Origin of the sequence: Sphaerospermopsis sp. FACHB-1194 (genome assembly GCF_014696235.1) — a bacterium.
In the GTDB taxonomy this organism is placed as follows: Bacteria; Cyanobacteriota; Cyanobacteriia; order Cyanobacteriales; family Nostocaceae; genus Sphaerospermopsis; species Sphaerospermopsis kisseleviana.
Window position 1 is genome coordinate 1 of sequence record NZ_JACJPU010000037.1, and the last position, 21351, is coordinate 21351.

The 21351-nt window shown below is 34.8% G+C and carries 23 protein-coding genes and 2 rRNA genes; 11 read left to right on the top strand and 14 right to left on the bottom strand.

Going from position 1 to position 21351, the window contains the following annotated elements; all coding sequences use genetic code 11:
* A 23S ribosomal RNA gene (locus H6F45_RS18865) occupies positions 1-127 on the top strand; the annotation flags it as partial.
* 120 nt (positions 128-247) lie between these two features.
* Positions 248-365: ribosomal RNA gene (gene rrf, locus H6F45_RS18870) — 5S ribosomal RNA — on the top strand.
* Between the two features lie 306 nt (positions 366-671).
* On the opposite strand, the gene H6F45_RS18875 is transcribed toward rrf, so the two are convergent.
* Complete coding sequence (locus tag H6F45_RS18875) at positions 672-872, bottom strand: hypothetical protein (protein ID WP_096571267.1); 201 nt, start codon at positions 870-872, stop codon at positions 672-674.
* A gap of 117 nt (positions 873-989) precedes the next feature.
* On the opposite strand from H6F45_RS18875, the gene mnmE reads away from it, so the two are divergent.
* Positions 990-2384 carry a tRNA uridine-5-carboxymethylaminomethyl(34) synthesis GTPase MnmE gene (mnmE, locus tag H6F45_RS18880; RefSeq protein ID WP_190348075.1) on the top strand — a complete coding sequence of 465 codons (1395 nt, stop codon included), beginning with the start codon at positions 990-992 and terminating at the stop codon, positions 2382-2384.
* Between the two features lie 73 nt (positions 2385-2457).
* Here the strand turns inward: mnmE and H6F45_RS18885 are convergent, their stop codons facing one another.
* From H6F45_RS18885 to H6F45_RS18900, 4 genes are all read right to left on the bottom strand, one after another.
* Positions 2458-2814, bottom strand: coding sequence for a hypothetical protein (locus H6F45_RS18885; RefSeq protein WP_190348076.1), 357 nt, complete (start codon positions 2812-2814; stop codon positions 2458-2460).
* Positions 2815-2885: 71 nt separating this feature from the next.
* Positions 2886-3449, bottom strand: coding sequence for a Uma2 family endonuclease (locus H6F45_RS18890; RefSeq protein WP_190348077.1), 564 nt, complete (start codon positions 3447-3449; stop codon positions 2886-2888).
* A 66-nt stretch (positions 3450-3515) separates the two neighbouring features.
* Complete coding sequence (locus H6F45_RS18895) at positions 3516-3740, bottom strand: hypothetical protein (RefSeq protein WP_187040570.1); 225 nt, start codon at positions 3738-3740, stop codon at positions 3516-3518.
* A gap of 175 nt (positions 3741-3915) precedes the next feature.
* A complete protein-coding gene (locus tag H6F45_RS18900) occupies positions 3916-4116 on the bottom strand; it encodes a DUF2283 domain-containing protein (protein ID WP_190348078.1) in 201 nt (66 codons plus the stop codon).
* 458 nt (positions 4117-4574) lie between these two features.
* Here H6F45_RS18900 and purT point away from each other — a divergent pair, with 458 nt between their 5' ends.
* Positions 4575-5744: a formate-dependent phosphoribosylglycinamide formyltransferase gene (gene purT / locus H6F45_RS18905; RefSeq protein ID WP_190348079.1), complete on the top strand. Its 1170-nt coding sequence runs from the start codon at positions 4575-4577 to the stop codon at positions 5742-5744.
* Between the two features lie 120 nt (positions 5745-5864).
* Complete coding sequence (locus H6F45_RS18910) at positions 5865-6671, top strand: DUF4058 family protein (RefSeq protein WP_190348080.1); 807 nt, start codon at positions 5865-5867, stop codon at positions 6669-6671.
* 51 nt (positions 6672-6722) lie between these two features.
* Here H6F45_RS18910 and crtH read toward each other — a convergent pair whose 3' ends face one another.
* Positions 6723-8210 (bottom strand): carotenoid isomerase, encoded by a 1488-nt coding sequence (gene crtH, locus H6F45_RS18915; protein ID WP_199301857.1) that lies wholly within the window; start codon positions 8208-8210, stop codon positions 6723-6725.
* Positions 8211-8578: 368 nt separating this feature from the next.
* Here crtH and upp point away from each other — a divergent pair, with 368 nt between their 5' ends.
* From upp to H6F45_RS18930, 3 genes are all read left to right on the top strand, one after another.
* Positions 8579-9229: a uracil phosphoribosyltransferase gene (upp, locus tag H6F45_RS18920; RefSeq protein ID WP_096571283.1), complete on the top strand. Its 651-nt coding sequence runs from the start codon at positions 8579-8581 to the stop codon at positions 9227-9229.
* 169 nt (positions 9230-9398) lie between these two features.
* Complete coding sequence (locus H6F45_RS18925) at positions 9399-9746, top strand: hypothetical protein (protein WP_137666634.1); 348 nt, start codon at positions 9399-9401, stop codon at positions 9744-9746.
* Between the two features lie 131 nt (positions 9747-9877).
* A complete protein-coding gene (locus H6F45_RS18930) occupies positions 9878-10150 on the top strand; it encodes a YggT family protein (protein WP_096571285.1) in 273 nt (90 codons plus the stop codon).
* Positions 10151-10357: 207 nt separating this feature from the next.
* On the opposite strand, the gene H6F45_RS18935 is transcribed toward H6F45_RS18930, so the two are convergent.
* Positions 10358-10801 carry a biotin carboxylase gene (locus tag H6F45_RS18935; RefSeq protein ID WP_137666650.1) on the bottom strand — a complete coding sequence of 148 codons (444 nt, stop codon included), beginning with the start codon at positions 10799-10801 and terminating at the stop codon, positions 10358-10360.
* A 135-nt stretch (positions 10802-10936) separates the two neighbouring features.
* Here H6F45_RS18935 and H6F45_RS18940 point away from each other — a divergent pair, with 135 nt between their 5' ends.
* Together H6F45_RS18940 and H6F45_RS18945 are read left to right on the top strand one after the other, a co-directional pair.
* Entirely contained in the window at positions 10937-11548 is a 612-nt protein-coding gene (locus tag H6F45_RS18940) for a hypothetical protein (RefSeq protein ID WP_096571289.1), read from the top strand.
* Positions 11549-11763: 215 nt separating this feature from the next.
* Positions 11764-13404, top strand: coding sequence for a DNA methyltransferase (locus tag H6F45_RS18945; protein WP_137666635.1), 1641 nt, complete (start codon positions 11764-11766; stop codon positions 13402-13404).
* A gap of 13 nt (positions 13405-13417) precedes the next feature.
* Here the strand turns inward: H6F45_RS18945 and H6F45_RS18950 are convergent, their stop codons facing one another.
* The 3 genes from H6F45_RS18950 to fetB are packed head-to-tail and all read right to left on the bottom strand — an operon-like array spanning position 13418 to position 14976.
* On the bottom strand, positions 13418-13912 hold the full coding sequence (locus tag H6F45_RS18950; protein ID WP_137666636.1) for a DUF3368 domain-containing protein: 495 nt from the start codon (positions 13910-13912) through the stop codon (positions 13418-13420).
* On the bottom strand, positions 13909-14154 hold the full coding sequence (locus H6F45_RS18955; RefSeq protein WP_096571295.1) for a UPF0175 family protein: 246 nt from the start codon (positions 14152-14154) through the stop codon (positions 13909-13911). Before H6F45_RS18955 ends, H6F45_RS18950 begins: the two co-directional genes overlap by 4 nt.
* Before the next feature lie 45 nt (positions 14155-14199).
* Positions 14200-14976, bottom strand: a complete 777-nt coding sequence (gene fetB / locus H6F45_RS18960; protein WP_137666637.1) for an iron export ABC transporter permease subunit FetB — start codon at positions 14974-14976, stop codon at positions 14200-14202.
* Between the two features lie 169 nt (positions 14977-15145).
* Here fetB and H6F45_RS18965 point away from each other — a divergent pair, with 169 nt between their 5' ends.
* A complete protein-coding gene (locus tag H6F45_RS18965) occupies positions 15146-16294 on the top strand; it encodes a DegT/DnrJ/EryC1/StrS family aminotransferase (RefSeq protein WP_137666638.1) in 1149 nt (382 codons plus the stop codon).
* A 723-nt stretch (positions 16295-17017) separates the two neighbouring features.
* Here H6F45_RS18965 and H6F45_RS18970 read toward each other — a convergent pair.
* From H6F45_RS18970 to H6F45_RS18985, 4 genes are all read right to left on the bottom strand, one after another.
* On the bottom strand, positions 17018-17764 hold the full coding sequence (locus H6F45_RS18970; protein ID WP_137666640.1) for a DUF561 domain-containing protein: 747 nt from the start codon (positions 17762-17764) through the stop codon (positions 17018-17020).
* A 117-nt stretch (positions 17765-17881) separates the two neighbouring features.
* Positions 17882-19450: a DUF262 domain-containing protein gene (locus H6F45_RS18975; protein ID WP_190348082.1), complete on the bottom strand. Its 1569-nt coding sequence runs from the start codon at positions 19448-19450 to the stop codon at positions 17882-17884.
* Entirely contained in the window at positions 19447-20298 is an 852-nt protein-coding gene (locus H6F45_RS18980) for a hypothetical protein (protein ID WP_190348083.1), read from the bottom strand. Before H6F45_RS18980 ends, H6F45_RS18975 begins: the two co-directional genes overlap by 4 nt.
* 11 nt (positions 20299-20309) lie before the next feature.
* Entirely contained in the window at positions 20310-21233 is a 924-nt protein-coding gene (locus tag H6F45_RS18985; RefSeq protein WP_190348084.1) for an AAA family ATPase, read from the bottom strand.
* Positions 21234-21351 lie beyond the last annotated feature (118 nt).

Genomic DNA, 21351 nt, shown 5'->3' on the forward strand with positions numbered 1-21351 from the left:
TCAAGATGAGTGTTCTCACCACTTTAAGTGGGTAAGGTCACGGGCAGAACACCCGTTTATAGGCTCTATGTGGAAGTACAGTAATGTATGTAGCAGAGGGGTACTAATAGACCGAGGGCTTGACCTCTCACATTGCTAATATTCGCGTTACTTGCAGTCTTCAGGGTTTTGTCATGTTAAAACTCAGATTTCAAATTTTCTTATTTTTGACTTTTGACTTTTGACTTTTGACTTCCCAAAGGATTTTCCTGGTGTCTATGGCGCGGTGGAACCACACTGATCCCTTCCCGAACTCAGAGGTGAAACGCTGCTGCGGCGACGATAGTTGAGGGGTTGCCCTCTGTCACAATAGCTCGATGCCAGGTTTAATATTTAACAACAATTTAACAACAATGCCTCCTCTATTTATTTAGAGGGGGTTTTGGATATTTTGTACTTGACCTTCAGAAAGAAGTAAACTAGGCTAGGGATAATTAGTTTAAAAATGGTGCAGTTAGTGTTAATTCACCTTACATAGAACTGGGTATGTAGAAATTTACTAAGAAAATTTACATCAAATTTACTAATAATTAGTGGCAATAGTTATTAGATACTGCCACTAGAAATGATTATTAATAGTATGAAATTCGTTATTGCATTTGCTTGTCCAGGAAGTTTCAAGAACTAGGAAATTAAGGATCTTCTGGAAATACCCATTTTGGAGGTTCCATCATTTTTTTCCGCAGTCGTTCTTCAGCTATCTCCAGCATTTTATCCAACGAAGTCTCTTCAATAAACTTGGAAGTTGCTTCTCTAAACTCAATATTGGGACATTTATCGCCTAAAACGCAACCGTTAACGCAAGCTTCAGCGCAGTTAATTGTCTGCTCCACAGTAAATTCCTCTCTCAAGTACGGCGTTATTAACCTTTAGATAAATATTACTATTAAGTTTGTATGGTTATCAGAAGTTATTCTTGGTGCTACCTATTACCTGTTATCTAAACTCCTATGTCAGAATTATTAACTCATACTGGAACGATCGCGGCGATCGCTACTGCTGTTGTCCCCCAAAAAGGTAGTGTAGGTATTGTGCGGGTTTCTGGTGATCATGCAATGGCGATCGCCAAAACTCTATTTTTAGCACCGGGAAAACAAGCGTGGGAAAGTCACCGCATCCTTTATGGTTTTATCCGTCAACCCCAAACCAAGCAAGTAATTGATGAAGCTTTATTATTAATAATGAAAGCACCCCGTTCTTTCACCCGTGAAGATGTGGTAGAGTTTCATTGTCACGGGGGAATTATGGCAGTGCAACAAGTATTGCAATTATGTTTAGAAAATGGTGCAAGGTTAGCGCAACCGGGGGAATTTACGTTAAGGGCTTTTTTAAATGGTAGATTAGATTTAACCCAAGCTGAAAGTATTGCAGATTTAGTTGGTGCAAAATCTCCCCAAGCTGCACAAACAGCATTAGCAGGTTTACGGGGTAAATTAGCGCAACCGATTAGAAATTTACGCTCTCAATGTTTAGATATTTTAGCAGAAATTGAAGCGAGAATTGATTTTGAAGAAGATTTACCGCCTTTAGATGAACAAAGAATTATTCATGAAATTGATAGAATTAGTTTAGAAATAAATAAATTATTAGCCACAAAAGATCAAGGTGAATTATTAAGAACTGGGTTAAAAGTTGCCATTGTTGGCCGTCCGAATGTGGGAAAATCAAGTTTATTAAATGCTTGGAGTCAGAGCGATCGCGCTATTGTCACCGACTTACCTGGTACAACCCGTGATGTGGTAGAATCTCAGTTAGTTGTAGGGGGAATACCTGTACAAGTTTTGGATACTGCGGGTATTAGAGAAACAGTAGATCAGGTTGAGAAAATAGGAGTTGAGCGATCGCGTCAAGCTGCGAATAATGCAGATTTAGTGTTATTTACTATTGATGGTTCTGTGGGTTGGACCGATGCAGATCAAGAAATTTATGAACAGGTAAAACATCGTCCTTTGATTTTAGTAATTAATAAAATTGACCTCATTTCCGAAGCAGAAAAACAAACTCTGAAATCTAAAATCCAAAATGTAAAAGCTAAAATTGAAACTGCTGCTGCGAAAAATCAGGGTATTGATGATTTAGAAACAGCGATTTTGGAAAGTGTGGAAGTTGGAAATGTGGAAGCTGCTAATCTGGATTTAGCTATTAATCAAAGACAAGCAGCAGCATTAACAAAAGCAAAGATTGATTTAGCACAGGTGCAAGAAACTATTAAAAATCAATTACCTTTAGATTTTTGGACTATTGATTTACGAGGTGCTATTTATGCGTTGGGAGAAATTACGGGTGAAGAGGTGACGGAATCAGTTTTAGATCGGATTTTTAGTAGGTTTTGTATTGGTAAATGAATTTTAAATTTTGCCTTTAAATTTTGACATTTGTCAGAATCAGGACACCCTTCGGGAAGTCAAAAGTCAAAAGTCAAAAGTCAAAATTTAATTTTAAATAAGATAAATTACCAGATTTAATCATCACCATTAAGTGTTCAATGCGTTCATATTCATCTAATTCTTGCACTTCACTAGGTGTAATTTCACCTGCTTTACTGCGTGTTAGTAAAGTACGTAACCTTTCTTGCATTTGCGGTGTGGGTTTAAATTCAGCAATTTCTTGTGGAGTAGGGTTACTGGCAATAAAATTAAGGATATATTGGTAAACTTGTGTTGGTATTAATGGTTTTTGCAGACTTACAGCTAGGAGTTCTGGTAAGGTATCTATTCCTATTTGTGCTATTTGTTGAGATAGTTCTTCTGATATTTCTAGGGTAATTTTAGGCATGGTGCATTTTTCCCAAATCCGTTATTTCCTATAATACAAAAATCTTCACATCTCAACAATATATTAAACTTCTATTCATTTAACCAACTAAAAAGTTGACCTACAGTGAGATTAAAAGACTCAGCAAAAGCTGGAACAGGTAAAGTATCTGTTTCTAATTCAAATAATAGAATACGTTGATCAGCAAAATAGACAAAAATTAATTTTTCTTCAGGGTCAATTAACCAACCCATTTGAGTACCATGTTGAAGACAATGGAGAATATTTCTAACTACTTTAGTTTGATTTTGTTCAGGAGAAAGTATTTCAATTGTCCAGTCAGGAGGGATAGTAAAAGTATTAGCAACTTCACCATTTTCATCGCGGGGAATGCGTTCCCAAGTGAAGACAGCAATATCTGGTACAATGGATCTACCGCCAAAGGTACAGCGTAATTCAGAGTATGCGCGGGCGATATGCTGGGGTTTGAGAATGGTATTTGCAGCAGAGATAAAATCGCTTTGAACTGTGCTATGTTTTCCTTGGGGCATTGGTTTTTGAATGATTTCACCGTTAATAAATTCGCTTGCTGGTTTGGTTTCTGGTAATTTGAGAAATTCCTCAAGGGTTAGGGGTTTAATAGGGGTTTGAACCATTATCATTTCGGGTGATGTGGATTATTAATATTGTATCTTATTTTAATTATTTGTCAGAATGAATGATTATTCTCTTGTATGAATTTCATCTCTTGTTAGTTTAGATAATCCTTTAACGCTAATAGGATTTTTTGCTAATTCATCCATTAAGCTATATTCTCGTTGAGGTTCATTTTGGAAACTAATTACAACTCTAATTTCACTTCCGTCAACCAAATTAGTTTGATATTCTTGAGGAATTTCAATAATACCTTGTTTAACTTTTGCATTGAATCTAACTGAATTAATCATTTATTTATCTCCATTTGATAAATTATGATAATAATATAATATCACAATCTGTATAGATTCTCAAATCTTAATTAAATTTTGCGTTTGTCTGATAGTGTAGCCATATCAGGAAACTCTTCGGTAAGTCAAAAGTCAAAAGTTAAACGGTAAGTCAAAAATCAAAAGTCAAATCTACCTAAGAATTACTAACAGAATACTCAACTGAACAGGGATTATCAATAAGTTTAGAAGGGTCTATTATTTCAATTCCTACAATATTTCCAGCGTCGTCATAATCTAAAATGATTCCTGGTTTTTCTTCATCACTTTCTTCAATTGGCACATTGCTGAATATAATTCTTAAAACATCAACTTCTGCATCGTAGGTAATTTTCATGATTCTCTCCAGTATTTCTCAATTTTGCATTTGTCAGAATCAGGACACCCTTCGGGAAGTCAAAAGTAAAAAGTCAAAAGTCAAAATTTAATTGTCTGAATCAGGATGTCCAGAATTTGATGATTTATAGGATATTTTTTGATGATTGTTTGTGACGTTTTTTTAATGCTTTTCCGGGTTGTAGCATAAATCAGGATAATGATTGATGATGTCCGTGATCATAACACACTGCATAAGTATTAACACGATGAACAATCAATAACATCCTGTAAATCCTTTAATCCTGGACATCCTGATTCAGACAATTAAATTTTGACTTTTGACTTTTTACTTTTGACTTCCCGAAGGGTGTCCTGATTCAGACAATTAAAAAATTCAAATCCCCTCGCAAAATTCGGTCATCTAAATAGTTTATTATCTTAAAAGATCAACATATTAAAAACCGACCAAGGTAAACCATGAAAAAATCACTGCAACTACCCCAAAAACTCATGTTACTCGGTTCAGGAGAACTAGGAAAAGAATTTGTCATTGCTGCACAACGCTTAGGTAATTATGTGATCGCAGTTGATCGTTATGCAAACGCTCCCGCAATGCAGGTTGCTGACTGTTCAGAAGTAATTTCTATGCTCAGTGCAGAAGATTTAGAAGCGGTAGTTACTAAACACAAACCTGATTTTATTATCCCAGAAATCGAAGCCATTAGAACAGAAAAATTACAGGAATTTGAACAAAGAGGAATTACAGTTATTCCCACCGCAGCAGCAACCAATTACACGATGAATCGTGATAGAATCCGAGAATTAGCACACAAAGAATTAGGAATCAGAACCGCTAAATATGGTTATGCAGTCAGCTTAGAAGAATTGATTGCCATTTCTGAAGAAATCGGTTTTCCTAATGTTGTGAAACCTGTAATGTCATCATCAGGAAAAGGTCAATCTGTAGTTAATGATAAAACAGAAGTAGAAACAGCTTGGAAATATGCAATTGAAAATTCTAGAGGTGACAGTCAAAAAGTCATAGTAGAAGAATTTATCAATTTTGAAATAGAAATCACTTTACTGACAATTAAACAATGGGATGCAGAAACTATATTTTGTCCTCCCATTGGACACAGACAAGAAAGAGGAGATTATCAAGAATCTTGGCAACCTGCGGGTATTTCTGATGATAAAATCTTAGCATCTCAAGCAATAGCTAAAAAAGTAACTGATGCTTTAGGAGGTGCGGGAATTTTTGGGGTAGAATTTTTCATCACTAAAGATGAAGTGATTTTCTCTGAACTTTCACCTCGTCCCCATGATACCGGAATGGTAACGTTAATTTCCCAGAATTTGAATGAATTTGAATTACATTTACGGGCAATTTTAGGTTTACCTATTCCCCATATTGAACAACTAGGATATTCTGCAAGTGCGGTAATTTTAGCTTCAGAAAAATCTGATTCCATTGCTTTTACTGGTGTTGCAGAAGCATTAGCAGAAAAGGATGTAGATATTAAATTATTTGGAAAACCAACCGCACATCCTTACAGAAGAATGGGAGTTGCATTAGCAAAAGGTAATGATGAAAAATCAGCAAGGGAAAAAGCGACAAAAGCAGCAAATAAAGTGAAATTAGTTTAAATGTAAAACTTCATTAGGGTGCGTTACGCTGTGCCTAACACACCCTACAATATATAATACTTACTTTCCTAGAAATGCTATAATAAAACAGGAACTCCAATAATTGTATAGGATAAATTTATGACTTCACCATTTCCAGGGATGAATCCCTATTTAGAAAATCCTGATTTATGGTCAGAAGTACATCATAGATTAATTACAGCGATTGCTGATAATATAGAATCCCATCTTAGCCAAAAATATCGCGTAGCTATAGAAAAACGCACCTATAGAACTGACAGTGAAGATTCTCTGTTAGTTGGTATTCCCGATGTAACGATTTTATCAGTAAAACAAAAAACTCAAAAATCAGATAATTATACAGCAACAGCAACTTTATCCACAGAAACAGCAAATAAATCCGTTGATGTCACATTACCCTTACCTTTAGAAATCAAAGAAGGATATTTAGAAATTAGAGAAGTTTCTACAGGTAAAGTAGTAACTATAATTGAAGTGCTTTCTCCTACTAATAAAAGAACAAAAGAAGGTAGAAAATCTTATTTAGACAAACGGGAGAAAATACTACAAAGTGATACTAATTTAGTAGAAATAGACTTAATTAGGGCTGGGGAAAAGATGCCTATGATTACCCATATTGCTGATACAGATTATCGAATTTTAATTGTTAGGTCTTATCGCTTGCCATCGGCTCAACTATTTGCATTTAGTGTCAGAGAAACTATACCTAATTTTACTATTCCTCTACAAAAAGGGGAACAGGAAATAGAAGTAAACTTGCAGGATTTGTTATCAGTTATCTATAAAAAAGCTAGATTTGATTTAACCTTAGATTATAATATTCCTCCTGTACCAGATTTATCTGTGGAAGCTCAAGAATGGATGGATCAATTATTAAGAGAACAAGGAAGAAGAGGTGACAGCTAAAGTAGATAGATAAGGGTGTGTTAGCGATCGCCTAACTCACCACACTAATTATCAAAATCCCAAATCTACCGCAATACGATGAGCGCAAGCAAACCCAGAAAACGCCACAGCATTTAAACCTTGACCCGGAAATGTGCTATCACCCACACAATAAAGATTAGGTATGGTGGTACGATTAAAAGGCATACCCAACAAACCCCATAACTTACGTCTGGGTATTGGTCCATAAGTTCCATCAACCCTACCTAAAAACCGCCGATGGGTTAGGGGTGTTCCCACTTGCATATAGTCCAAACCCGCATCTAAACCGGAAAAAATTCGTTCTAATCTGTTAATAATTTCCCCTGCTGCTTGTTCCTTCTTTTCTGCATATTCACTCCTAGAAAGTCCCCGCCAATTATCAATCCAATCCGGTGTAAAAGCATGAATAATGTGGTATTCTGGAGGAGCTAAACTCGGATCTAGCAATGTGGGAATAGATACAAACAGGGTCCCTGCTGCTGATTCCATTTTTTCCCAGTCTTCTAAAATAATGTGATGACATTCTGTTCCTGTAGGTAATACGGAAGCTTTTACACCTAAATGCAAACTTAAAAAACTTGGTGATTTCTGATATCTCTGCTGCCAATTTTTCTCATTAGGTGGTATTTGTGCTTTTGGTAGTAATTTTTCAAAAGTGTCCCAGCGCGTAGCATTAGATACAATTTTTTTACCATGATAAACTTCACCTGTTGCTAATTGTACACCAATAGCTTGACCCTGTTTAGTGAGAATTTTTGTCACTCTTGCTTGATATTCAATTTTACCACCACATTTTTCTAAACCTTCTGCTAATTTTTGGGCAATTTTTCCTACTCCACCTTTAGGATAATTAACTCCCCCATAATGACGATCAGAAAACACCATTCCAGCATTAATCATTGGTGTCATATTAGCAGGAACGACAGACCAACAATAACATTCAATATCTATGAATTTTAATAATAACGGATCTTTAATATATTTGCGGGCTATATCGCCAACATTTTGCGGTAAGTATTGGGCTAAACCTAAGCAAGCTAAGGGGTTTTGCCAGAATACTCGCATTACATAACCAATTTCTTCTAATGATAATAATTCTATGCTATTGAGGCAATTAAAAATTTTTTGACATTCGTTATAAAATCGGCGAATCCCTTTTTCTTCATGGGGAAAATAAGCAATTAAATTTTGTAAAAATTTCTCGTAATTTTGATCAACTTTAATATCTAAATTATCAGGTAAATGATAATGAATTTGGACAGGATCAGGGATGGTTTCTAAGTGAACATTGACTGCATCTAAAGCGCGGGTGAGTAGGTTGGTTGTTCCTTTTTTACCAAAACCAAATATCATGGATGCACCAACATCAAAAGTATATCCTTGGTGTTGAAAATAACCTGCACTACCACCAGGAATTAAATAACGTTCTAAAACCAAGACTTTCGCGCCTTTAGCTGCTAACTGGGTGGCGGTAACTAAACCCCCGATACCAGCACCAATAATAATAGCATCAAACATAATTGGTAATTGGTAATTGCTAATTGGTAATTGGTAATTGGTAAATACTAGAGTTTGCGTATTTGTTCTCATTTTTTATATTTTAGCCTTGAAAGCTGAAAAAAAAGAGGGACAAGCCGCTATTACTGGCCAATCCCGTCTGCCGATCCTTTAAAGAGAGGAGAACACTATAAACAATATAGCCTTGATTGAGAATATCTGTCAACTACTAATGAAAATTTATTGCAATAGTTGGAAAGCGATCGCACAAATGCCGGAAATACACAGATTGTCCACAGCCATAAATGAGCCTATCTAACCAATGCACAGGCGGGAAAGAGTATGATGGTGGATCAGTTCCTTGATAGTGAGAGGCTGCTTTTTGAACTATGACTCAACAATTGCTAGTTTATGTCCCACCCCATCCCCTGATCAAACACTGGCTGGCGGTAGCTCGTGATGCAGCTACACCTTCAGTATTATTTCGCTCTGCGATTACGGAGTTGGGACGATGGCTAAGTTATGAAGCCGCAAGAGAGTGGTTACCAACGCAAAACACGGTGGTTAATACTCCCTTAGCTCCTTGTGCAGCAACTTTCATTGATCCACAAGTACCAGTGGCAGTTGTACCGATTCTCCGGGCTGGGTTAGGCTTATTAGAGGGAGCGCAAACGGTATTACCTTTAGCAAAAGTTTACCATTTGGGTTTAGTGCGAAATGAGGAAACCTTAGAACCCTCTTGTTATTTGAACAAACTACCAGAGAAATTTGATCCAGAAACGAGGGTGTTAATTACCGATCCCATGTTAGCAACAGGAGGATCTATAATGACAGCAATGGCAGAATTGACACAAAGGGGTGTTGATCCGACGTTAACGCGAATTGTTTGCGTGGTAGCTGCACCACCAGCTTTGCAAAAATTGAGTGCTGCTTATCCTGGCTTAACAGTTTATAGTGCCATTATTGATGAAACGGTTAACGATCAGGGATTTATTGTACCGGGATTAGGAGATGCAGGCGATCGCATCTTTGGGACTTGACGAAGGCAGAAGGCAGAAGGCAGAAGGCCGTTTTTGTTATGGGTATTAATCACCCACTGCAAAAACTTTGCACCTGAAAAAGCGGGGTTTTAGACCCGAATGTTTGGATAACTAATAAAATTACTGAAAATGGGCTTCTGATGGTTTCTTTGTTCAAGGCGGTGAAAATATGAGTCAAAAAGATGGTTTTGCCAGTGGTTTTTTACTTGGGTCTATTGTTGGCGGTGTAGTTGGCGGCGTTTTAGGTGCTGTGCTGGCATCTCGACGGGATACAGTGGAAGAGGAAGAGAGAGAAATTAACAATGGTTCTGTGACAGCGGGTAAAGTTCCAGCTAGAAGAAAACGGCAGATGAGATCCGCTGCTGGTGAAGATTTAGAAATGGAAACAGCAAGGCGATCGCTAGAAGATAAAATCGCTCAACTCAATGCCACAATTGATGATGTGCGAAATCAGTTGAGCAATGTTAATGGTAGTTCATCTCCAACCGCTGAACGCTCTATGTCCCAAGACCCTTAAACAACGGCTATATCATAGCAAAAAACCTATTTTGGTAGATGTCGCTGTTATTTGCAGACGCTATGACATTAGCTCCATTACAATCAAGAAATAAGACAGCGTTTAGCTTTTACCACAAAAATAACCCATCTATGTATTTACTGATTAACACTCTCAATACTTTCATCACTATCTATAGCTCTTTGCTAATCATTCGGGTTTTATTAACCTGGTTTCCCCAAGTCAACTGGTATAACCAACCATTTGCAGCCTTGAGCCAGATTAGTGACCCCTATCTTAATCTATTTCGTTCAATTATCCCCCCATTGGGTGGTATGGATTTTTCGCCTATCCTAGCTTTCCTTGCACTCAATGTTGCTAGTAGTTTAATATCTGGTCTTGTTCCTTTAGTCCAGGGATTTTAAATCATTTCTGCTCATTTCGGTAATTACCCGGTCTGATATCAGCCGGGAATGTAGTGTAAAAATATAGGATTTGCTGAAAAAGTCTTTTCGTGGAGGCAGGGAATAGGGAGGAAAATTTTAGATTTTAGATTTTAGATTTTAGATTGGAGTTAACAAAAACAATCCAAAATCCAAAATCCAAAATCAATAACTCCTGACTCCTGACTCCTATCTTCTCACTTTACCGCTAAACCCAGATGCTTTAAATTGCTTTAGTTGTAATGGAGTTGGTTGGTTTGCAGGTACAGAAATTCTTAACTCAAAATTACTAACACCAGGTGGTACTTCAGGAATAGAACCTAGACGGGTGCGGTTTTGTAATATTGGATTATTATTGGCATCATAGATGCGTCCGTAGATATCTGCGTCATAGACTGTTTTATAAGTGCTGTTTTCTGCTTTACCAGTGACAATAAAGCAATTAGCAGACCCTGAACCATTACTAACAACAGCACCTTGTGCTAATTCTGGTGGACAATCTTGGTATGATAAGTCAGATAGTTTAATTTGTGTTAAAGCTTGGGCTGGTAAGGTAAAAACCCAAGAGCAGAAAACTAATAAACAAGAGATTAATATTAGCTTGAGTGATAGCTTGAGTGAGTGCGATCGCATAAAACACAAAGTAAATTTACAAAAAGTATACAAAAGTTTTATTTGCCGATTACCGAAAATTCCCTGTTTTTTAATGAGAAAGTGGAATTTAATTTTGCAATAATTGTATCAATAGACCATTCTTTGCACCAGCTTATGAATCCAGATGAGATTGAAGCAGTCTTGCAAACAGCATTTAGTCGTTGTGATGCTGCTGACTGTCCTCTCACTGATATACAGAAACAAATATTGCTGCAAGTAGTCGAACAGATTCAGAGAAGCTTAACTTCTAAGGTATCAGATACTAACAACCCTTTGGATGAACTGACTCCAGAGGAATTAGAGGTGTTTTTGGAGTTTGTCAAAGCAGAGGAAGCACAAAACCGCACTTGGAAAGTACAATTACTTAATGATTGGCTGTTAGCACAAGATTCGGGAAAAGTGCAATTTATTCGCCAACGTTATGGTTTACAGTGGTTAAATCGGGTGCAAGCATATCATTTTGATAAGTATGCTTATTTGGAAGAAGCTTTAAAACTGAAAGTAGGCGATCGCATTGAAGTTTCTAATGCACTGTGGGAATGGATACCAGAAGATGATATATCTCAGAAGGAATGGATTCCCTGTATGGTAATTAATATTGATGAAATTGTTAATAGTAATGACAGTTTTAGTATTTGTCAAATTCGGTTTTTTAATGGTAGTGAATATGAAATACCCGGTGTTTATGAATGGAATCGGTATAATTGGCGGTGGCCTAAAAAGTAAATATCATTTAATATCATTTAATATCATTTACCCAGATACCGGACTTCTTAAATAAGTCCGGTATCTATCAATTTTAATTGGATTTTGACTTATTTATTAAAGTAATCAACCAGGAAAATATTAAAATTTTATACGATTTTATAGCATTGAATTAGACATATTGTAAAATATGATCTTGAAATAGCTAAAACATTTAAATTTTGAGATTATTAATTATGGTCAATCAGTTATTTTATGGTGATAATTTGCAGGTTTTGAGAAAACACATCAAAGATGAAACTGTGGATATTTGCTATATTGATCCGCCCTTTAATTCTCAACGCAATTATCACCAAATTTATAATAATATCGGTAAAGAAGATAAAGCAAAAACTCAAGCTTTTATTGATACATGGACATGGGATGATCACGCTAATCAAGGTTTAGCAGAAATTCAAGAAAACTATTTAGGACATTTTACTTCTCAAAGCATAGATTTAATTTCTGGGTTAACCAAAGTTCTGGGTAAAGGAAGTCTATTAGCTTATTTAGTGAACATGACTTTAAGAATAGCAGAAATCCACCGAGTTTTGAAACCCACAGGTAGTTTTTACTTGCATTGTGATCCCACAGCTTCCCATTATTTAAAAATTATTATAGATGCTATTTTTTGTTCTCAAGGTGGAGATTTCAAAAATGAAATTATCTGGAAACGTACATCAGGACATAGTGATTCTGGTAAATATGGTAATGTTCATGATGTGATTTTTTACTATTCCAAAAGTTGGAAAACTACCTGGAATCAAGTATATCAAAAATATGAACAAAGTTATATTGATAAATATTACAGATATCAAGATGATGATGGGAGAAAATGGATGTCAGGTGATTTGGGTGCTGCTGGTTTAGCTGGAGGCGGTTATCAATATGAATGGAATGGAGTGACAAAACTGTGGAGATGTCCAAAAGAAACAATGGAAAAACTTGATAAACAAGGGAGAATTTACTATACTAAAAATCGTGTTGCGAGAATTAAAAGATATTTAGATGAAAGTGAAGGTTTACCAATCCAAGATACTTGGAATGATGTAGAAGCTTTGCGATCTTGGCACAAAGAATTATTAGGATATCCCACCCAAAAACCCGAAGCATTATTAGAAAGAATAATTCAAGCCAGTAGTAACGAAGGTGATATCATATTAGATGCTTATTGTGGTTGTGGAACAACAGTAGCAGTATCACAAAGATTAAATCGACAATGGATAGGAATTGATATTACTTATCAAAGTATTAGTTTAATTCTGAAAAGATTAGAAGACTCTTTTGGCAAACAAGTATTAGAAAATATTAATATTAGCGGTATTCCCAAAGATATGCAATCTGCGGAAGCATTAGCATTGAAAAAAGACGATCGCACTCGTAAAGAATTTGAGAAATGGGCAATTTTAACCTATACTAATAATCGTGCTACCATTAATCAAAAGAAAGGAGCAGATAAAGGAATTGATGGAATAGCGTATTTTACAGGAGACAAAAACGAACCAGAAAAGATAATTTTACAAGTAAAATCTGGTAATGTCAAATCTGGAGATATTAGAGATTTACAGGGAACAATAACCCTAGAAAGTGCAGTATTAGGGATTTTTATTACCTTAAAACCACCGACAAAAGACATGATCCAAACTGCAAAAGAAGCAGGAATTTATCAAAGTCGGTATATGAGTCAACCTGTAGATAAAATTCAGATTATCACAGTACAAGAAATCATTGAACAACAAAAAAGATTAGATATGAGATTAAGTTTAGAAGTTTTGAAATCTGCGGAAAAACAAAAGGAAGTGAAACAAACACAATTAGAACTTTTTAGGGATGAATAACTCTCAATCCTAATTATTCCCCAGCAGCTTGTATAATTGTTGAATACAATTCCTTACTGACTCGAAAGTCAGCTTTTTCAATCATTTTATCTAACAAAATTTTTACAGAAGGGATCAAAATTTGTCGTTTCGCTTGCAATAGGACTCCTAATAACCCAGTTATTTGTAAACCATAGCTACTTGCAACTATTCTACCTCGACGTTCATCCATTAATAGTAAATTAGCTTTGAGTTCCAGAGCTAAAGCAATCGCTTCTGCTTCACCTAAATCTATATTTTCTTCGTTTTCTTGAATCACAATTACTCTTTGAGAATCTACAACAGTCTGTTGTTGAATCCAAGGTAAAGTTTGTACCTCCACAGCACCCGGAACAACTTTATCTACTTTGACCATTTCATTATAAACTGCTGTGGGAATAATAATAGAAGTGTAAAGTTTTTGCAATAAATCTAGTTGACTAATTGCTGCTAAATTAGTAATGGGTGAAGTATCACTAACGATAATCATAATAACCCCATTGATTCTAGGGTTTTGATATCTGATTGAAAATCCTCTATATCATAATTAACACAAAGTCCTCTTACAGCAAGCTGATGTTGAAATTCTATCACTGTTAGTCCAGTCCAAGCACGAACTTTACCACCACTAATTTTTCCTTGTTGATAAAGCATGATAGCAATTTCTAATTTTAATTCTTCTTCTGTCATTTTGCTCGCTCGCAGAATATCATCAGGTATTAAGATACTCATAATCAAAAATGTGATATTTACTTTTAATTATAGCAAAACTTAATATCATCTTACCAACTGCATCGCATCATTAAAAAATTGCCGACATAAACCTTTAGTGACAAAAATAGTCGTCAACAAATTAACCACAGCTACCATAAAAATAATTAAAATTTCATAAGAAACCGCTGCCAACGCAGATACTCCAGCTAATAATTGTCCACTGGTAAAAGTGGGTATTGTCACCATGCCAATTAGCATCATTTGATTTAAAGTAGGAACAAAAGCAGCTTTAATTGCATCCTGGCGATAGTGACTAACAGCTTGCTGGGGTGTTGCACCTAAACTGAGGTGTGTTTCTATTTCTGTAGGAAATTGATTAATACTGCTAACTAGCCTTTCTCCGGCTACTGCTGCGGCATTCATAGCGTTACCGATCAATATACCACCCAAAGGAATTAAATAACGGGGTTCATACCATCTGTCAGGTTGGATAATCAAAAAATTGGTGTAAAGTAAGGTTAATGACGTACTAGCAAAAATCACTACCCAAACTAAAGGCAGTACCAAAGGAATTTTTTGACTGATGCGGTTTCGTGCGACAATCGCCGTAATTGTGAGAATGATAGTAAAAATTCCCACAACAGCCCAAACATTGTCAACAGCAAAAATGAAGTCTAAAACGTATCCTAATACTATAAGTTGGAGGATGGTTCTACCGGTGGCTAATGCTAGGTTTAACTCTAGTCCTAATTTTTCCCAGGCAGATAAACCAATAGCGATCGCCATTAAACCCACAGCTAACACTAAATCTACAATATCCAGTTTAATCAAATCCGGCATGGTTTCTTTATTTCCTGAGATAGTTTACAGGCAGAAGGTAGAAGTACAACCTATTTTAGTCCTAGTTTTATGATCAATTAATGTCGTAAATTAATGTCATAACTACCCTGTATACTGCTATATCACCGTTAAAAGTGTATCTTTTGAATCTCCCGATAAAATAACAACTATGATCCAAAGTGTAAATTCCGTTCCTGCATTTGATATCAAACAGCAATATGCCACCATTGAAGTTGAAGTTAGTCATGCTGTTTTAGAAGTTCTCAGTTCTGGCCGTTATATTGGTGGTCCTGCGGTAGAAGGTTTTGAAGAACAGTTTGCAGCTTATCATAGTGTCACGGAATGTGTAGCTTGTAATTCCGGTACTGACGCTTTATATCTGGCTTTACGTGCTTTAGAAATTGGTGCAGGTGATGAAGTTATTACCACACCCTTTAGCTTTTTTGCTACCACCGAAGTCATAACTGCTGTCGGTGCAACACCTGTATTTGTAGATATTGATGCCACTACCTTTAATTTAGATGTCACCCAAATAGCCGCAGCAATTACACCCAAAACTAAAGCTATTATCCCCGTTCACCTGTTTGGTTTACCAGTGGATATGACAGCTTTAATGGCGATCGCCAACTCTCATAATTTAGCAGTGATTGAAGATTGCGCTCAAGCCACCGGTGCAAGTTGGGAAAATCAAAAAGTTGGTAGTATTGGTCATATTGGATGTTTCAGCTTTTACCCCACCAAAAACCTTGGTGGTTGCGGTGATGGGGGTGCAATTACAACTAACGATAGTGCGATCGCTGCTAAACTGCGAATATTACGAGAACATGGCAGCAAAGTTAGATACATTCACGAAGAAATTGGAGTTAACAGTCGTTTAGATGCCATTCAAGCAGTCATCCTGCAAATCAAACTTCGTTATTTAGACACCTGGAACAAACACAGGCAAAAAATAGCAACATATTATTATCAATACCTCAGTCAAATTCCTGGCATTACTCCCCCCCAAGAATTATTAGGAGGAGAAGCCGTTTGGAATCAATATACCATCCGCGTTTCCAGTGAAGAAAGAAACGGTGCAAGTTCCAAATATCGGGACTGGGTGCGGACTCAACTGCAAGAAAAAGAAGTAAGCACAATGCTCTATTATCCCCGTCCTTTACACTTGCAGCCGGTTTATGAAAATTTAGGCTATCAACCAGGACAATTACCTGTGTCCGAAAAAACCTGTCATGAAGTGATTTCTTTACCCATGTTCCCAGAACTCACACAGGAACAGCAAGATAAAGTCATTTATGCGTTGAAAGACTGTTTAAGTTAGAAGAGGTGACAGGTGACAGGTGACAGGTGACAGTTAAGAGGGAGGGGTGAGAAACTTCTCCCCAACTTCGATAGATAAAATCTTAATTTCTCTCTGCGCCTCTGCGTCTCTGCGTGAAATAAAAAAATGCGCCTTAACAATAAAAAAAGCGAATCAACATATTTTACCGCAACTCAGAAACTCATATTTTTATAACCCTAACTTATCTTAAAGTAGTAGCTGTTTACATATTCAAATCTTACAACCATTTTCCCTTAACATTTCTTAAAATTTTATTGAGAATTATTTTTATTTCCCAACGGTATTGCAATAGTTTCCGGCATTTGCTATAATTTTTTCAAATTTCATAATCAGGGTAAGTATGTCAAATTTTAAAAAAATCAAAAATTGCCATCTTTTAACCCGTGATATACAAAGGTTTGCAAAATCTATACTTAAATCATTCTAAAAAAACACTGAGAAAAAATAGATGTTGCTTGCACCAATTTTAGGGGTAAATTGATCTGAAAACTTGAATAGTACAAATAAACTCTTGACAAAAAATCATTTATAACCATCTGCGTTCAGATGCGTTTTTTGTATTTAAGGTTTGAAAAAGTCTTGTTATGAGTTTTTACGAGTGCAGAGTGTCTAATTTTAGATTTTAGATTTTAGATTGGAGTTGACAAAAGTAAATAATCCAAAATCCAAAATCCAAAATCCAAAATAAATAACTCCTGCCTTTTATGCAAAAGTGCGAGTATTTGCAGTCGCCAAAGCTTCCACCAAACCACGCACAGCCGCAATCATCGCAATTTCGCTATTGAGTTGGTTAATAGCAGAACCAACACCCACACCAGCAGCACCAGCAGCTACAGCCAAAGGTGCAGTCACATTAGAAATACCAGAAGCACACAAAACAGGTACAGAAACAGCGCGGGAAATTTCATAAGCAGCCGCTAAAGTGGGAGCAGCTTTTTCAATCAAACCCAAAGTACCAGGGTGAGCAGGTTGACTGCTAGTACCGCCTTCAGTTTGGATAATATCAGCACCAGCTTTGACTAAATCTTCAGCTAATTGAACTTGTTGATCCAAAGTTAGGATGTGAGGAACAGTCACAGATAAAGTAATTTCTGGTAACAAAGCGCGGGTTTGCTGAGTTAACGCCAAAACTTCATCCGCTTCAAATCTGCGACCTTGAGCGTAAAAAGAATCAAAATTACCGATTTCAATTAAATCAGCACCAGCAGCAACAGCTTCTACAAATTTTTCTGGTGCAACTGCGGACACACAAACAGGTAATTTAGTCAAGTTTTTAGCTAAATGCACTAAAGCCGCATCAGCAGCGATATCAACAAAAGTTGCACCACCCAAATCAGCAGCTTTCACGGTAGCAGCAACACTTTCAGCGTTAAAATTATTTAAACCGCTAATTACTTTTAAAACACTGCGGTTAGCAAATGCACGTTGCAAATTAGGAAGCATAGTCATAATATCTGATTTTGAACCTATTGAGGTAAGAATTATACACTATTTGGGGTATTTGGGAATAGGGCTTTGGGAATAAGGAACAGGAAATAGGTAAAATTACCAGATATTTCTCAGAATTTAATCTACATATTTAATATTCAAACTTTCAACAAATTTACTTTCTTTACATTTTAAATACTCATCTCTTTGAGAAACAAAATCATCTATTTTACCCTGGTTATATAAGATAACCATCTCTTCTTTTATAAAATGCTTTTCTAAAACATCAGGTTGAGAATTGTTAATAAAGTTAGCTAATGTTTTTTTCTCAGGTGATTGATCAAATTCAGAAGATAATCTCAAAATTATATTACCCGGAGTTCTATCTTTTTTAGAAGAAATGAAAATTTCTTTTATTCCTTCCATATCTTGAGGTTCACTATTACCAAGAATTGATTTTAAATAAAATAATTGTAATGCTTTTGGTCTAACTCCTGTAAAATTTAATTTACTTGGATACTTCGCTGTAGTAAATTCCATATCATCATTAACTCTATAAATTCCATCATTGTTTTCTCCCTTAGCAAATTGGCAAAATATTTCATAAGCTGTTCTATGTTGACTAATAGAATAAATTGTAAAATAATTAGAATAGGTAGTTATCCAAAACCAATTTTTTAACAATTGCAACTCTTGAGATGTAGGATTTGGATTTATTCTAAAATACTCAGATATAAAAATTAATTGAGCAGGATATGGTAACAAACGGATATCTATTACACATAAATTTTTATACAAAAACATTACAGCTTTCTTTATGTGTATATAAACATTTTGAGTCAAAGATTCTAAATCTTGTTTCTTGAGTAATTCTTCTATTTTGACATAATAATAAATTTTTCCAGTCGCAGTAGAAATACAATCCAAAACAGTATCTCTTTTTAAATTATCGAAATTATAAACATTTAAAGTATTAAGAAATTCAGTAATTGATTCATTAAGAAAAAATCCTGTTTTCTCATTATAACTCAATGCTGATAACATAAAATCTTCAGAAATTTCTGTTCCTGTAGAATTTACCCTAGAAAAAATTTCTACAGCACTTTTGATATCTCCTCCTTTGATCTCTACATAAGGCAATTTATATTTATGTAAAATATTATGCAAATTTCTTGCATTATCAATATATTGATTTTTTTCAATTTCTGGAATATTTTCTTTATCTAATTCACGCAGCAAATTAAATAATTCACGATTATCATAAATTTGATAAAGAGGACTTGAAAAAATATTCTTATCTTTTTTATTTCTGATATATATAAACTTATTTTCTCTAATGTCAAAATAAATCAAAAAATCCTTCAATTCATTTTCGTTTACTGTTGAAAACTCTTGAGGATTCATCAAAGCACCAAACAGCGTGGATATTCTTTGAAATCCATCTAAAACATATATAGTTTCTCTGTTTTCCTTGTTTATTTTATAAGGACCTATTTGATCCTTTGTTTTATATCCTGTAGTATTCCAAAATAATAAACTACCTATAGGATAACCTTTCAAAATGCTATCAAATAATTCTAGCATTTGAGAAGTTTTCCAAACAAATTCCCTTTGAAATATAGGGATTTTATATGCTCCATTAGCTATATCGTTTAATAGGTCTTCCAGAAATATGGTATCCGGTTTAATAATGATTTTATCGTTCATATTATTTTCGCTATTTTTAGTAAAATTTGTTCAAGTTCAGAAACTAATTCATTTTCTTCAGGGATAAACACCTTGTGATGTTGACATCTTTGCTCAAGTAGTCTGTAAGAAAAATCACCTAGAAACATTTCTGGAAATTCTTCTTTTATGTTTATCTGTCCTATATTGTTACCGTCTTTATTATATTCCAAAAAATCCAAATCACTTTCGCTTTTACTACTTAAATGATCTTTTTGGTCTTGAGTAATTAATGGAGCTTTTTTAAACAATATATCCAATGGAATATAATTTTCAATTTTCCTCTTGTATAGAATATGCCATATAATCAAATCATCTTTTTCATAAATTATATCATTTGTAGCAGGAGGATTACAGATTGTTCGATTTTTTAAAAATTCAATTAGCTTTGTATATCTTGTGTTGAAGTGATTAATATGACTTTTATCACTATCAAAAATAGTCATCAATTTATACTTATAAATATAGTCATAACCTTGATCTTCTATCAAAAATTGTGTTGTTTTTATAATCTCACCGATACCCCCAGCATGATCACATTCTATAGTTCTTAACTTAAAAGCTCTAGTGATCAATAAATAAATAGAACCTCTTTTTTTATGACTACTATACTTTTGGGCAATTCCTTGAATAAATTTACCATCATTAATCCGATTTTCGACAATTATTTTAGAACGCTCTGTCAAAATTTTATGAGCATCTCTTGGATTTATTTCTCCTGCATCAGTTCCAATCGTTATATGAGTAATATGATCTCTATACAAGGAAGTAATAGGTTTACGATTGTTTGTTATGTAAAGTTTTAAATAATCCCTTTTAGTATCTGACAAATAAGATTTCGCTATTTTGTTTTTACTGAAAATGAATCCGGTCTATCAGTGACATTAGCACGAACAACTAAAGGTAAGGCTTGATGTATTCCTTGTCCTACATCTACAATATTTATTGGAAATTCTTGTTCATAGACTTTTTCCATAGTTTCTGTCCTAAAAATGTTTTTAGAAAGTTGTATTTCAAAATAAGGTATGTTATCATCATTTACTTTTAGTTTCCATCCATCAAGGTGTTTTTCGTACCAACTTTCAACGTCCTGATGTAACTTGTCATGATTTCTTTTACTTACTCCCAGCATTGCATAGGCGTTTTCACCTTGAACACCAGTATATTGATATTTTGTTTTTCCTGTCAAAATAAAAGATCGGTTTGGCAATATTCTAAATGGTCCAATATAATCAACTTGAATCTCTAGTTTATCTAGTTCTAAGTTTCTAGTATCACTAGTATTTTCTTCCCTTATCTGACTTAAAAGAAATCCTTTAAACTTACAAAGATATATTTTTTTATGACTAGCATCAAAGAAAGTATTATTTTTAAAATCAAATTCCAATTCAAATTGCCGTTTATCATCTTTATATTTCCATTGAATAACATCCAAACCATAACCGTATCTCTTTTTGAATAAACCGATTTCTATTGTTATATTATTTTCAAATGTTATTTGAAAGTTTAAAGGTAGTCCAGATGTATCATTGCCAAAAAACAAATTATCAAAATCTGCACCTAATTCCACCCCATTATTTTTTAATAAAAGAGGTTCATCTATATCTCCCTTGAGGGAAGTTTCCAGCAGAGTAAACAGTTTAGCAATAGCACTTTTACCAGAACTATTTTTACCAATCAAAATAGTAATTGGTTTTAATTGCATTATCTGTTTTTCATAAAATGCTTTGTAATTTTCAAATGAAACTGATTTAATTTTTACCATGATTAATAAACCTTATAAATTCATATTCGGATTCTCAGAAATGAATTATGAGAAGTAATCATAATTATTGATATGATATATGATACTTCTCCTTGTATTTAGATTGTATCTGTAAATT